12 protein-coding genes are annotated in these 13,900 nt (G+C 70.7%); 5 read left to right on the forward strand and 7 right to left on the reverse strand.

From position 1 onward, the window contains the following. Positions 1–45: 45 nt before the first annotated feature. Complete coding sequence (locus tag ACGFIW_RS25930; RefSeq protein WP_393320689.1) at positions 46–519, reverse strand: hypothetical protein; 474 nt, start codon at positions 517–519, stop codon at positions 46–48. Between the two features lie 174 nt (positions 520–693). On the opposite strand from ACGFIW_RS25930, the gene ACGFIW_RS25935 reads away from it, so the two are divergent. Next, a complete protein-coding gene (locus ACGFIW_RS25935) occupies positions 694–1,038 on the forward strand; it encodes a hypothetical protein (protein WP_393320867.1) in 345 nt (114 codons plus the stop codon). A gap of 24 nt (positions 1,039–1,062) precedes the next feature. On the opposite strand, the gene ACGFIW_RS25940 is transcribed toward ACGFIW_RS25935, so the two are convergent. Both ACGFIW_RS25940 and ACGFIW_RS25945 read right to left on the reverse strand, forming a co-directional pair. Continuing rightward, positions 1,063–2,388, reverse strand: coding sequence for a glycoside hydrolase family 18 protein (locus tag ACGFIW_RS25940; protein WP_393320692.1), 1,326 nt, complete (start codon positions 2,386–2,388; stop codon positions 1,063–1,065). Between the two features lie 158 nt (positions 2,389–2,546). After that, on the reverse strand, positions 2,547–2,966 hold the full coding sequence (locus ACGFIW_RS25945) for a PPOX class F420-dependent oxidoreductase (protein WP_393320695.1): 420 nt from the start codon (positions 2,964–2,966) through the stop codon (positions 2,547–2,549). A 291-nt stretch (positions 2,967–3,257) separates the two neighbouring features. On the opposite strand from ACGFIW_RS25945, the gene ACGFIW_RS25950 reads away from it, so the two are divergent. Continuing rightward, a complete protein-coding gene (locus ACGFIW_RS25950) occupies positions 3,258–3,545 on the forward strand; it encodes a response regulator transcription factor (protein WP_393320698.1) in 288 nt (95 codons plus the stop codon). 19 nt (positions 3,546–3,564) lie between these two features. Here the strand turns inward: ACGFIW_RS25950 and ACGFIW_RS25955 are convergent, their stop codons facing one another. Further along, positions 3,565–6,273: an RICIN domain-containing protein gene (locus ACGFIW_RS25955; RefSeq protein WP_393320701.1), complete on the reverse strand. Its 2,709-nt coding sequence runs from the start codon at positions 6,271–6,273 to the stop codon at positions 3,565–3,567. Between the two features lie 567 nt (positions 6,274–6,840). Between ACGFIW_RS25955 and ACGFIW_RS25960 the strand changes: the two genes are divergently transcribed. Together ACGFIW_RS25960 and ACGFIW_RS25965 are read left to right on the forward strand one after the other, a co-directional pair. Continuing rightward, on the forward strand, positions 6,841–7,971 hold the full coding sequence (locus ACGFIW_RS25960) for a LacI family DNA-binding transcriptional regulator (protein ID WP_393320704.1): 1,131 nt from the start codon (positions 6,841–6,843) through the stop codon (positions 7,969–7,971). A gap of 411 nt (positions 7,972–8,382) precedes the next feature. Continuing rightward, positions 8,383–9,291: an NAD-dependent epimerase/dehydratase family protein gene (locus tag ACGFIW_RS25965; protein WP_393320707.1), complete on the forward strand. Its 909-nt coding sequence runs from the start codon at positions 8,383–8,385 to the stop codon at positions 9,289–9,291. Here ACGFIW_RS25965 and ACGFIW_RS25970 read toward each other — a convergent pair. From ACGFIW_RS25970 to ACGFIW_RS25980, 3 genes are all read right to left on the reverse strand, one after another. Continuing rightward, entirely contained in the window at positions 9,273–10,382 is a 1,110-nt protein-coding gene (locus ACGFIW_RS25970; protein ID WP_393320710.1) for a glycoside hydrolase family protein, read from the reverse strand. The genes ACGFIW_RS25965 and ACGFIW_RS25970 overlap by 19 nt on opposite strands. Positions 10,383–10,622: 240 nt before the next feature. Then, complete coding sequence (locus ACGFIW_RS25975; RefSeq protein ID WP_393320713.1) at positions 10,623–11,099, reverse strand: hypothetical protein; 477 nt, start codon at positions 11,097–11,099, stop codon at positions 10,623–10,625. Positions 11,100–11,142: 43 nt separating this feature from the next. Beyond that, entirely contained in the window at positions 11,143–12,096 is a 954-nt protein-coding gene (locus ACGFIW_RS25980) for an AraC family transcriptional regulator (RefSeq protein WP_393320716.1), read from the reverse strand. A 213-nt stretch (positions 12,097–12,309) separates the two neighbouring features. Between ACGFIW_RS25980 and ACGFIW_RS25985 the strand changes: the two genes are divergently transcribed. Then, positions 12,310–13,884 (forward strand): flavin-containing monooxygenase, encoded by a 1,575-nt coding sequence (locus ACGFIW_RS25985; protein ID WP_393320719.1) that lies wholly within the window; start codon positions 12,310–12,312, stop codon positions 13,882–13,884. Positions 13,885–13,900 lie beyond the last annotated feature (16 nt).

A 13,900-nucleotide genomic window follows, 5' to 3' on the forward strand; every position in this document is an offset into this window, starting at 1 on the left:
GAGTCACCCCGACTTTCAGAAAGTCGAGTGGATGATGCCTGGGTGTCATGGTGATTCCGGCGACCGGCCCCGTTCGGTGAGTCGCCGCACGAGGGCGGTGGCGATGGCCCGGGAACGGGCCGCCACCTCGGCGTCGGACAGGCTCTCGGCGACGGCCGCCCAGTGCCGCAGCGCGACGACGACCAGCCTCCACTGGACGCCGGTCAGGGTCACCGTCGCCGTCTGCCCCGGAGCCGGCCACGTTCGGAAGCCCTCGACATCGTGCGGCCACCCGGGAATCTGGTCCCAACCCGCCTGGCGAATGCTGATGCCCAACCGGGCCACCGCCGGCGGTCTCGTCGCCCCCGTCTCCGCTCGGGCATCCCCGGGCGACTCCCACTCCGAGCCGCTTGGCACCGCGCCGTCGATGGCCGAGTTGACGTGGTTGTCCATCGTCGCGTCGATGAGCAACCAGTCGCTGACCAGCAGGTTGATCGAGTGCTCCGGTCGGGCAGGGGTGGCCGCCACCTGATTCGTCAACCGGCTACCGACGAGCGCATCGATGGGGTCATGTGTCGGGAGCCTATGAACCGACCGACACGAGGTCAAGCTCCGATCGACAGCGCTGACTACATGGCGTGCCGGTTCGGACGCGGACTGGCAGGATGGTGGCACGTGCCTGTCGTCGTGCGAGGAGGAGGACACGTGCCAGAGATGATCACGCTCTCGGTCCATCCGGATCTGCCGTCCGCCGATGCGCGGCGCTCGCTGGCGTCCTGGCTGCGCGCCGAGGACCGGCTGCGCGACGGGGTGACCTCGACGCCGGTCGGTGCGACGTCTGCCGACGGCACGCACCCGCTGCGGGTGGCGGTCGACGACGCGGGCGCCGCGATGGTGCTGGTGCAGGCGATTGCCGGCTGGCTCATCCACCGCCGTGAGGACGTGACGGTGCGGCTCGCCCGGCCCGACGGGTGGACGGCCGATGTGGACGTCCGCCAGGCGCGCGACATGGACCAGGTGACCGCGCTCATCGAGGCGGCGGTGCGCGCGGTCACCTGATCAACCGAACCGCGGGGGATACGCCTACCCGGTGGTGAGGCCCAGGTTGATGGTCCTGGTCAGCGTGGCGTTGTCGTCGTCGCCATCGAGCGACCAGATCATCGCGCCGGCCAGGCCGGCACGGCGGATGTAGAGCGTCTTCTGCAACACGACCGCCGGATCGTCGTACGTCCAGAACGTCGTACCGTCGAACAACCAGGCGTGCCCGGCGCGCAGGTCGCGGTGCACGGTGTAGCCGTTGCCGGCCAGGGTCCTGAGCAACTTGTAGTCCTCGTACCCGGCCTCGAACGTCGCCGGCGCGGGCCCGGCGGCCGGCTGGAACAGGCCGTCGCCGCCGCCGGTGACGCCGGTCCAGCCGCGACCGTAGTACGGGATGCCGAGGACGAGCTTGTCCCGTGGCGCGCCACGGGCGATCCACCCGTCGATGGCGACCTCGGCGGAGAAGTCCGGGTCGTCCGGCGAGCCCGCCGGTACGCGCAGTGCCGACTGCTGGTTGGTCACCGCGTCCCAGCCGCCGTGGAAGTCGTACCCCTGCACGGTGGCGAAGTCCAGGTACGTGAAGATCTTGCGGCCCTCGTAGCCGGCGTCCATGGTGGCCGGGTTGGCCGGTAGGAACGCGGTCAGCGGGTGGTGCGTCCGGGTCGTGCGCCCGTACGCGTCGAGCTGCCGGCGGAACTCGGCGAGCAGCTTGGTGAAGTTCTCCCGGTCCTCCGGGCGGATGACGTTGCCCGGCTCGCCCTCCCAGTTGGGCCACTCCCAGTCGAGGTCGATGCCGTCGAAGACGCCGGCGGCGGCACCCGGGGCCCCCGGCAGGTTGCCCCTGAGGTAGAGGTCGACGCAGGACGCGACGAACGCCCTGCGGGAGGCGTCGGTGCGGGCGGCGTTGGAGAAGTACGTCGACCAGCTCCAGCCGCCCAGCGAGATCAGCACCTGGAGCCTGGGGTGCTTGGCCTTCAGCTTGGCGAGCTGACCGAAGTTGCCGTTGAGCGCCTGACCCGGGGCGTCCGCGACGCCGTCGACGCTCTCCTCCGCCGGGACCGGCCGCTGGTAGTCGGCCCAGGCGTCGCCCTCGCCCGGCCCGCCGTCGAGGTAGCAGCGGCCGTCCTCACTGACGTTGCCGAAGGCGTAGTTGACGTGGGTGAGGCGGCTCGCCGCCCCGGAGGTGTCGAGCTTCTTGACCGGGAAGGCGCGGCCGTAGATGCCCCACTGGGTGAAGTACCCGACCCGGTGGTAGCCGGCGCGGCGCTGCTGGTGGTCGCCGGCGCTGGCGGCGGTGGGCGGTGTGGCCGTGATCAGCAGGGTCGCCAGGGCGACGACGGCGGTGAGACGGCGGTGGCGGAACTGTCGCATCGGCACACTCCCACGTCGGGTGGCGCACAATCAGTAAAGACACTTATCTGATTGATGAAGTTAAGCCGACCGCCGTCCTCGGTCAAGAGCCGGGCCGGGTGCCGCACGTCGCCGTCGGCACCCGAACCACCGCCACCCGCACGCCCCGCCGGTGGGCGTCAGCCGACCTGGTCGTTGTCCTTCATCGACCCCCAGCCGTGCCACCTGTCGATCTCGATCAGGGCACTGACCCGGGCGCGCTCCCGCCGCGGGTACGCGTTGCCCGTGTAGTGCTGGGACAACCGGTCGATGTCCGCCAGGTCCTCGTCGGCGCGCAGCTCGGCGACGTGCCCGACGATGCTGACGTGGGTGTACCAGCCGGCCTCGTCGAGCACGGTCAGGGAGACCCGTGGGTCGTTGCGGATGTGGTCCAACCGGCGGCGGCTCTCGTCCAGGTTCACCAGGATCCGGCCGTCCTCCCACAGGTACCAGGTCGCGGCGGACACCGGCTGGCCACCGTTGCGAAGCGTGGTCATGACGGCCGGGTTGGGCTTGCGGAGCATGGCGATCGCGGCCTCGGGAAGCGGTGGCTTGGACATGCAGTCTCCTCGTCGCGTCAGCGTTTACCCCTGCACGTTACGCACCCGCGGGCCCCGAGGACGTGCCGACCGGCAGGTACACCGCAGGGAGTACCTCGTGCAGCGGATGTGCGCCGCACCCGGTGGTTCGTACGGTCCGTGTCATGCACGGCAGACCTGCTCCGCTGCTCGTCAGCCGCCGCCTCTGGGCCGGGCTGGCCTGACCGCCGGACCGCAACCCGACGGTGGCTTCGGCGTGCGCGCCAGACTGCCGGTCACCCCGGCCGAGGAGTCGGCGGCGGTGACCCACCGGTGAGCGTGTTGCGTGTGCTTCTCGCCGACGACCAGCCGCTGGTCCGCAGCGGTCTGCGGGGTCTGCTCGAACGCGACGGTGACATCACCGTCGTCGCGGAGGCGCCGGACGGCGCGGAGGCGCTGCGGCTCGCCCGGCAGACCCGACCCGACGTCGCCCGCCTCGACATCCGCATGCCGCACCTGGACGGCCTCGCCGTGACGCGGTCGCGGCCGACTCGGGCGCACAAACCGTGCCCCCGAGTCGGCCGCGACAATCGGCAGCCCGTTACCGGCGGCCGAACTTGACACTCACCTCTGTTACTGGTCAGGCGGGTACGAACTGCCACTGCTGGTTGGTCCCGCCGTTGGCGGTCCACTGCACGACCTGTGCTCCGTCGCTGGTCGAGGCGCCGGAGACGTCGGCTGTCAGTCCGCTGCTGCGGCTGACGATTGTGTAGTAGCCGTCGCCGGTGGGCCGCAGGTACCACGACTGGTTGGCGCCGCCGTTGGCTGACCACTGCTGTAGTTGCAGGCCCTGTGTGGTGCTGCCGGCGTTGACGTCGAGCATCTTTCCGGAGGCGGTGTAGCGCAGGGTGTAGGTGTCCTGGGTGGTGCTGATCGTCCAGGTGGGGGTGCCGCTCTGTTGGACCGCCTTGGCACCGTCGGCGGTGGAGTTACCGGCGATGGCGAGGGGCTTGCCGCTGTTGCGGTTGACGATGCGGTAGGTGCCTGCTGCGGGCCCGGTTCCGCCGCCTCCGCCGAGGTTGAGGTATTCGATCGAGTCGGTGAAGACGGTGCTGCCGGACTTGGCGGTCGAGAGTTGGAGGTACACGCGGCTGCCGGTGGCGGGGGCGGTGAAGGACACCGGTTGGGTGACCCGTGAGCCGAGTGGGATGGTCAGGGTGTTGTTGCCGGACGCGACGACCGCGCCGGTTGGGCTGTCGAGTCGGGCGGTCCAGGTGAAGTTCACCGAGGTGTTGGTGAGGTCGTCGTTGAACACGGTGATGTTGCGGGTGATCGTGGCGTTGCGGGCGTAGGTGGGTACCGCCTGTGGCAGCGGGAAGGTGCCGTTCGAGTCCGAGTTGCCGGAGGCGGACCAGTAGGGCAGGTCGACCGCGGCCACCGGGTTGAACGCCGCCTGCACGCGCTGGATCTGTGCGTTGCTCCACGGGTCGGGCAGGTTGTCCACTCCGTAGATCGGGTGACCACCCTCCTCCGGGGTGAAGTCGGTGCTCCGCACGCCGGGCACGACGCTGGCCCAGGCGGACAGCAGCGTGTACGGACGCAGGTCGGTGGCGCCCTTGCCGCGCTTGGCCAGGGTTGCCGTGGCGAACCACTCGAAGCCCTGCTTGTTGTTGCATGCCGGCCAGATGAACTCGCCCTCGCCGTCGGGCCGCCCATTCACGGTGACGAGGCCCTCCCCGTACCTGCCGAAGCCGTCGACGTAGTGCGGGATCACCGCGAAGTTGGCGTACGTCATCCCGGGATACAGGCTGACATTGTTGCCGACGCCCACCTCGACAATGATCGGCCGGGTGCCGTCGGCGCCGTTCATCGCCGCGTAGAGGTCCTTCTCGAACTGTTCGGAATCCTGGCCGCTCTGGTTCGGCTCGTTGTTCTGACTCCAGCGGATGATCGCGGGGTGGTTGCGGTCGCGCAGGACCAGCGCACGGGCGTGATTGATCATGTTTTCGCGCCCGACGGAGTTCTGCCACTCCTGCGAGGACTGGGAGCCGCGAATCGCGACCTCGTCGATGATCATCAGGCCCATCTCGTCGGCGACATCCAACATGTACGGGCTTCCGGGCTCCTGGTGGATGCGCACCACGTTGTAGTTCAGCCGCTGGTAGTTGTCCACCGCCTGCGGCCAGCCGCCGTTGCCGGACGACGGGGGCAGGAAGCCGGGCAGCGTGTGGTACGCGTCGCCCTTGCCGCCGTTGTTGATCCGGTCGTAGTCGGCACCCTGGAGGTTGTCGCCGCGGAAGTTCACGCGCACGCCGTTGAGGTAGTAGTAGTCCCCGTTCTGGGTGGCCTCCCGGAACCCGAACCGGTACTCGGCGTCGCTCGTCCGGCCGTCGTCGGTGACGGCATGCACCGCCAGCCCGTGCAGCTGCGCCCGGTACCCCGACCGGTACGGCACGTTGGGCCACCAGTACGAGGTGCTGTCGAGGTTCCACGCGACCGGCCCGACGGTCACGGTCGCGGTCGAGCGGGCCGCCACGGTGACCGTACGGCTGGGCAGATCCGGGTAGCTGAAAGCCGTTCCGTTCTTGGATGACAGCGACCCGGTCAACGTCACCGACCGGGCACTGCCCGACGTGTTCCGCACCGTCACGTCGTAGGTCAGCGACTTGTTCGCCACCGACGTACGCACGAATGTGTCGCTGATGTACACCGCCGGGTACACCCGCAGGAACGCGGACCCGAAGATCCCCTGCGGTACCGCCTCGGACCAGGTGGCGGCGTCGGGCACCAGGTACCGGCCGTTGGATGCCTTCAACGCGCCGCGGCCCTTCACGTTCACCGTGATCGTGTGGGTGGTGCCGGGTGCCGCGTATGCGCTGATGTCGAAGTTCGACGGGGTGAACCCCGTCGTCTGGGTGGCGACCACCCGGCCGTCGACCGACAGTGTCGCCTGGTGGTTGACGGCGCCGAACTCGATCCAGGCCGACTGCGGCTGCCCCGAGTCCGGCACCGTGATGCTGCGCGAGTACACCGCCTCGTTCACGGTGGTGAAGCCCTGCTTGTACCAGCCGCCACCGGGCACCGTGATCGTGGTCGCCCCCCGACCCGCGGGCGTGAAGTTCCACGTCCCGCTCAGGTCGACCGAGGTGATCGCGGCGTTGCCGGCCGCCACACCGTCAAGTCCGGCGGCCGCGACACCCTGCGTCGCGACCGGCGCGCCCAGGGCCGATCCGGGGGTCGCCAGGGTCAGACCACCCAGCGTCAGGGGCAGGGCGAGCGCCACTGTCGCGGCCAGCCCTCTGGCCGACGCCGACAATCGGCCGCCCCAGCGGACGTTCGTACGATGCACGGAAACCTCCTGTGACTCATCCGCCAGCTCCGCGACACCGGTTCAGGGCACAGCCTCAAGGCCGAGAATCGAATCGATTCGACAGATCTGGCGGCGTCGCCGACCACCCGGGGAGGGTGGTTGCGACCCAAATACATAGCTATGTATTAATGGGCGCATCGCGCGTGAAGTCAAGGTTTCGAGACGGTTACTTCCTGCTCCTGACGCCTCACAAGCTTCGAGTGGCCGCCGATAAGTACGACCACTCCGGAGTGCTAGGACATCGCGCTCAGGCATTCCGTGTCGCCGCCCCACCAATGCGGCGTCGATCAAATAGCGAACCGATTCGCCTCTGCGGCGCCCGGCCGTGTGACACGCTGAAGACGCGGACAGCAGCACTGTGGTCTTCGGTGAAGTCGGCGGGCGGCCCGGCCTGATTTGTTCGGTTCGAAACTGGAGTTAGGGTGCTGGTAAGGAACGTGCTTCGCCAGCGTCACGGGCGGGTTGCGGGCTCTTAACGGTGAGTGTCTGACTGCGTAGACATGACTACGCAATCATACAGGACGATGGCCGACGATGGGAGGTGCCGTGACGCGACTGGCGAGGCCGGATGGAAGCCCTCCGACGCCGCGCAGCGTGGACGTCGCGCGGCTGGCCGGCGTCTCCCAGAAGACGGTGTCCAGGGTCCTCAACGACGAGCCGTATGTCTCGACCGACGTGCGCCGGCGGGTTCTGGACGCCGCCGAGGAGCTCGGCTACCGGCGCAACCAGGCGGCCCGGGCGCTGGCCTCCGGGCGGACCCGGTCGATCGGCGTGGTGACGCTCGGCAGCGCCTTGTACGGGCCGGCGTCGTGGCTCATGGGCATCGAGCGGGCGGTCCGGAAGGTGGGCTACACGCTGCGGGTGGCCACCACGATCGAGGGCGACCCGGGCGGCACCGCGAGCGCCCTGGCGTCGCTGCTGGACCAGGGCGTGGACGGCGTCATCATCTCCGAGCCGATCGACGAGGGCGTCGGTCTCATCAGCGTCGACGTGCCGGTTTTGGTCCTCGGCGCGCCGCCCACCTTCATTGCGCCGCAGGTGGTGACCGCCAGGGTCGGCGCGGGCCGGCTCGCGCGGGCCGCGACCGAGCACCTGCTGGAGTTGGGGCACGCGACCGTCCATCACCTGGCCGGCCCGCAGCGGTGGTATTCGGCACGGGACCGTCTCGCCGGCTGGCGCGAGGCGCTGCGAGCCCACGGCGCGGACGAGCCGCCGGTCGTCGAGGGCGACTGGTCGGCCGCATCCGGCTACGCCGCGGGCCGGGAACTGGCCGGCGACAGCACCGTGACCGCGGTGTTCGCCGCGAACGACGACATGGCGATCGGTCTCATCCGCGCGCAGGTCGAGGCCGGACGCCGCGTGCCCGAGGACATCAGCGTCGTCGGGTTCGACGACATCCCGGTCGCCGCCTACGTCACTCCGCCGCTCACCACCGTGCGGCAGCCGTTCGACGAGGTCACGCGGCAGGGCCTCGCGCTGCTGGTACAGGTCATCGAGAAGCCGGACGTCGAGCTTCCACCGGCGGCCGACCAACCGGTCGAGCTCGTCGTCCGTGCCTCGACGGCGCCACCACCGCCCCGGCCGATCCCGGGACGTGGCCGCCGAGCGATCCCCCATGCCCACGGTGGCCCGCACGGTCAGCCCGCCGGCAGCGAAGTCCCATCCACCCAGCCCTGATCAGCGTCGATCCGTCCACCTACGGCGGCACGTCACCCGCGACCCGCACCAACCGTCGCCGACGAGCGGCGGCAGCACCCGCGCGGACGCGCACCTCTCCCGAACCCCCCCGTCCCCAGCACTCCCTGATCCTGCCGTCTGTCCCACTTCGGCGGCCGACCCTTCACCGACGCGGCAGGCACCCGACTTCTGAAACACGCCTTGGGCCTGTTTCATAAGAACTGGCCGGCCTGCGGCGGGCCCGGACGACGACCGGCGGCGTTACGGTTTCGTCCGGATACCACACCGGTATCCGGACGAAACCGCGCCTTGCCGGATCGCCGCCCGGACTCCGCCTCGGCTCGACCGCCCTTATGAACACGCCCTTGGGCCGCGTGCGGGCCTGCGGTCGCTTTGGGCGAGGATGTGGTCATGAGCAACTCCGCACTGCCCGGGCGTGTCGTCGTCACCGGTGCCACCGGCAAGCTCGGCCGGGCCGTGGTCGCCCACCTGCGCGCCGTGGGCGTCGACGTGCTGGCCGTGGACCGTGCCGGCGGCCGTGATCCGCGCGACGTGGACGGCGAGTTCCTTCTGGTCGACCTGACCGACTACGGGCAGGTGGTGGAGGCGTTCAGCGGGGGCGCCGACGAGCACGGCGGTGGGGTCGACGCGGTCGTGCACCTGGCGGCGGTCCCGGCCCCGGGGCTGATGTCGAACGCGACCACGTTCGCGAACAACTCCACCGCCACGTACAACGTCTTCGCCGCGGCCCGGGCGGCCGGGATCAAACGGGTGGTGTGGGCGTCGAGTGAGACGGTGCTCGGGCTGCCCTTCGACACCCCGCCGCCGTACGCGCCGGTCGACGAGGAGTACGCGCCGCGGCCGGAGTCGACGTACTCGTTGAACAAGGTCCTGGAGGAGGAGATGGCCCGGCACTTCTGCCGGTGGGACCCGGAGCTGGTGATGGTGGGCCTGCGTTTCTCCAACGTGATGGATGTCGAGGACTACGCGCCGTTCCCCTCGTTCGACGCCGACCCGCGGCTGCGCCGGTGGAACCTGTGGGGTTACGTCGACGCCCGCGACGGGGCACAGGCGGTCGAGCGTGCGCTCGCGCACGATCGGCCCGGTGCCGATGTCTTCATCATCGCCAACGCCGACACCGTCATGAGCAGGTCCAGCGCCAGCCTGCTGGCCGAGGTCTACCCGGGTGTCGAGGTCCGCAGGGAGTTGGGCGAGCACGAGACGCTGCTCAGCATCGACAAGGCACGCCGGGTACTGGGGTACGAGCCACGGCACTCCTGGCGCGACCACGTGAACCCGGTTCAGCGCGCGGCCTGGTAGGCGCGGCCCACGGCGGTGGCCTCGCTGCCCGTGCGGAAGAGCCCGGACTGGTCCTTGTCGGTGGCGGGCAGGCCGAACCACGCGTACCGGTGCAGCCAGGACAGGCCGCCCAGCATCCGGGTCGCCGCCGTGAGGAACGCGGCCTGCTGCGCCTGGGTCGGAAAGCGCACGCCGCTGGCGAAGTCGATCAGGGCGAACTCGGTGAGCCAGATCGACAGCCGGTAGCGGTCGTGCACCGCCTGGAGGTACGACCGGAGCTGGTTGACCGCGTTCGCGGTGGTGAAGTCGCCGCCGTACCAGTGCAGGGCGATGAAGTCGACGCGGTAGCCGCGCTGTTTCGCCCCGGCCATGAACCGGTCCAGCCACTCGCCCGGCCGGTCACCGCCCCAGGCCACCGCCGGGCTGCCCAGCGGAAGGCCGGTGGCCTGCAACTGCGGCCACAGCCCCAACGCCTGCTCCACTGTCATCTCCGCCTGACCCTTCAGGTCCGGCTCGTTGAACCCGAGCAGGTAGCGGCCGTTCTGCGCGGCCTTCTGCAGGTTGCCGGCGGTGACGCTCTTCGCCCCCCAGATCATCGGGACGAACTCGGCGGTCTTCGGGCCGGTGACACCCGGGTGGGCCACGTCCCAGGTGTAGTACCAACTCGCCCCGGAGGTGGCCAGCGCCTGGCTGACCCCGTCGAAGGTCCACACCCCGACGCCCTTGCGCGTCGACGTCACGGCGGTCGCCGCCGGGGCGACCGGACGCCGGGCCGTGGGCTTCGCCGTCGGCGTGCCCTGCGGTGTCGGGGTCGTCGCCGTCGGGCCCGTCGTGGCGGCGGGCGTGCTCGCGGTGGGTGGGCCGACCTCCGGGCTCGTCGACGGCGGCGCGTCGGCCGCCCGCGTCGCGGCGGGGACTGGCGTCGGCCCGGTCGGTCGCACCACGACCAGCACCCCGGTCACCAGGACGGCCACCACGACGGCCACGGCGAGGGGCCACCGCAGACGCCACACACCGATCGGGAGGCGACGGAACATCAGGCGTCGGGGCTCCGCGTGGACACCCCGGGGACCCGTCGGGGTGTCCGCCTCGCCCGGGCCGGTTGCGCGCATCGTCTCGACTCCTCCGTGTGGTGACATCGCTGCTCGACGAAGGGCGGCGCGTGACCGCTACCATCGCCTCCCCTGGAGGAGACTCACCGGCCGCCGCGGAATAACGATTTTCTCGGCGGCGCACTCCTTTAGGCCGGCGTGGGCGAGCGGGGATCGCGACCGCGCCGGGGGCCGGGCAAGCCCACGGTCGGGCGTCAGGATCTGGGCGACCCGCACGGTCCGAGGTGACCGGCAGGCGCGTCAGCGGGCGGTCGGGCTCGCCGGGTGGGTGCCCGCCATGGTGAGCCCGCCGAGGTAGTTCCTGAGCAGCAGCCGGGGGCGTGCGGCGAGGAGAAGGAGGGCCATCCCGAACGTCTCGGGCTCGACGTCGCCACCGGCAACGAGGACGACGGCGAGCACGCCGACCACCCACCCGCAGAGGCCGAGCACGATCAGGCCCGGTGTGGCCCAGCGGTGGTCGAGCAGCGCGGTCGCGGTGGCGACGACCACCAGCAGGCAGCTGAGGACGCCCACCAGGCTGGCCGCGAACGTTGATTCATGGCTCAGATCGCTGCCCGGCTCGTCGAGGACCAGGTAGAGCGGGATCGCGCTGAGGACGCCGATGCCGAGGTAGTAGCAGAGGCCGAGGATGACGCCGTTGCGGGCCATCCGCGCGTTGGGCGGGTGGCGGTTGAGGCGAATCATCGGTCGTCGAGGAGCGGTGCTGACCTCCGGCACGGTGTCACCGTACCGTCAGAGCACCACCTCGGGGGTGTCCCGGTCAGCGGCGGAGGGTCGCCGACGGCGACTCTCCGAACCGGCTCCGATAGTCGGTCGCGAACCGGCCGAGGTGCACGAACCCGTGCCGCAGCGCGACGGCCGTCACGGAGACCCCCGGCTCGGCCGCCCGCAGCGATCGGTGGGCCGCGTCGAGGCGACAGGCACGCAGGTACGCGGTCGGGGTGGTCCGCAGCTCCCGGCGGAAGCAGTCCTGCAACGTGCGTACGCTCACCCGCAGCGCCTCGGCGACGTCACCGACGGTCAGTGCCTCGCCGTGGTGGTCGGCGATCAGCGTGCAGGCGCGGCGGACGAGCCGCCCGGGGTTGGGTTGATGCTCCCGCTCGGCGAGCAGGTCGGAGTGGCTGTGCCGGTGGGCCAGCAACAGTTGGCCGATGAGCCCCTGCTCGAATCGGGAGGCCACCTGCGGATGGTCGAACAGGGACGCGTCCGTCGGCTGGGCCAACTCGTCGGCGAGGAACGCCACCCCACGTGCCCACGCCTGTGCCCTCGGCGTGGTCATGGCCATGCCGACGTCCAACCGGACCGGGTCGTCCACCGGGCGGCCCAGGAGGCGGGCGAGCTCGCGGTCGACGGCGTGCCGGTCGGCGTAGAAGATCCGATGGGGTGACCCCGCGGACCACCGCATGTCCGAGGAGTCGTACGGGGAAAGGACCGAGGCGACGTCCGGTGTCGAGGTCACCGTGTTTCCGGAGTGCCGCACCACGGTGCTGCCGGCCCGGGGGATCTGGACGAGATAGAAGCTCTCCAGGGCGGGGGGCTGGATGCGCACCGCCTGCCCGTAGTCGAGGTCGATCACACCCACCCCACCCACCCGGCGCGCCGCCATCCGCAGGTGGACGGTGCGCACCCCCGCCTGCGGGATGAGCCGATGCGGACAGAAGACCCGGCCGACCTCGGCGCGGGCCTGGTCGACGTCGTCCGTCCGGACCGTCACCGCATCCATCCGACCCCTCCCGGTCGCCCTGGTGCGCTGACCCTAAGGCGCGACCCGGAAGGGCGGTGCCACAAAGCCGTGCACCCGACACGGACCGGTCGGCCGCGTGGGGTGGACACACCTCGCGCGCAACGGATAGCGACGGCCGCACCCCGCTCGCCAGCGTGCGCTCACCACCGCCGCCGCAGTGGTCCACGCACTTCGGAGGATGCCATGAGGATTGCCATCGTCGGTGCCGGATTCGCCGGACTGAGCGCAGCGAAGGTGCTGCGGCAGAGCGGGTTCGACGTCACCGTCTTCGAGAAGGCGCCCGACGTCGGTGGGGTGTGGAGCCGCACCCGGCGTTATCCCGGCCTGCACACCCAGAACAACAAGGGCACCTATCACCTGTCCGACCTGCCGATGCCCGCCGACTATCCGCAGTGGCCCTCGGGTGAGCAGGTCCAGCGGTACCTCGAGACCTACGTGGAGAAGTTCGGGCTCGCCGGCGTGCTGCGCCTCGGCACGGAGGTCGTCTCCGCCGAACTCGTCAACGACGAGACCGGGTGGCTGATCGCGTCGCGGCCGACGGGGGCCCAGGACCCGGTGACGGTGCAGCGGTACGACCACCTGATCGTCGCCAACGGCATCTTCTGCGACCCGGTCGTCCCGTCGTTCGACGGTCACGCGGGCTTCGCCGCCGCCGGCGGGCGCGTCCTGGCCGTGGGGGAGTTCCACGACATCGAGGCGGCCCGAGGCCGCAACGTCCTCGTCGTCGGGTACGGCAAGTCGTCGTGCGATGTGGCGGTCCCGCTGAGCGAGGTCGCCGCCCGGACCCACGTGGTGGCCCGGGATCTGCTCTGGAAGATGCCCCGCAAGCTCGGCGGCGTGCTCAACTACAAGTACCTGTTGCTCAGTCGGATGGGTGAGGCGCTGTTCCGCTACCTCCACCTGAAGGGCGTCGAGCGGTTCCTGCACGGTCCGGGCAACGGCCTGCGCCAACGGATGGTCGACAGCGTCGGCTCGGTCGCGACCAGACAGCTCAAACTGCGCGAGTTGGGTCTGGTGCCCAACGGCAGCTTCGAGGACATCGCCCGCAGCACGGTCAGCCTCGCCACCGAGGGCTTCTTCGCGCGCGTCGCCGACGGCCGCATCGTCGTGCACCGCGACCAGGTGATCACCGAACTGCTCGTCGACGACGACGGTCGGCCCGCCGCCCGCCTGGCCGACGGCACGGTGCTCCCCGCCGACCTGGTGATCTGCGGCACCGGCTTCCGCCAGCACGTGCCGTTCTTCGACGACGCGCTGCGCGCCCGGCTCCAGGACGACGCGGGCAACTTCCAGCTCTACCGCCAGATCCTGCCGATCGGTGTGCCCCGGCTGACCTTCGCCGGCTACAACTCGTCGTTCTTCAGCCCGCTCAGCGCCGAGATGGCGGCGGTGTGGACGGCCGCGTACCTGCGGGGTGGGCTCACCCTGCCCGCCGAGGCGCGGATGCGCGACGAGGTGCGCGCCCGCCTGACCTGGATGGCGGCGCGCACCAACGGGCGGCACGCCCGGGGCACGAACATCATCCCGTTCTCGATGCACAACATCGACGAGGTGCTCGACGAACTGGGCCTCAACCTCGGCCCGCTGACCCGGGCCCGGCAGTGGCTGCTCCCCGTCGACCCGCGCTCCTACCGGGGAGTGACGGCACGCATGATCCGGCGTACCGCCGACGCGGTCGGGACGGACGAGGCGGCGGCGGTCCGCACCGGGCGCGGCGGTGTCCGCCGCGACCGCGACGACTCTCCCGTCGCCGGATGAGGCGGGCGGGTGCCGG

The sequence above is a fragment of the Micromonospora sp. NPDC048935 genome, from assembly GCF_043197875.1.
Classification (GTDB): Bacteria; Actinomycetota; Actinomycetes; order Mycobacteriales; family Micromonosporaceae; genus Micromonospora.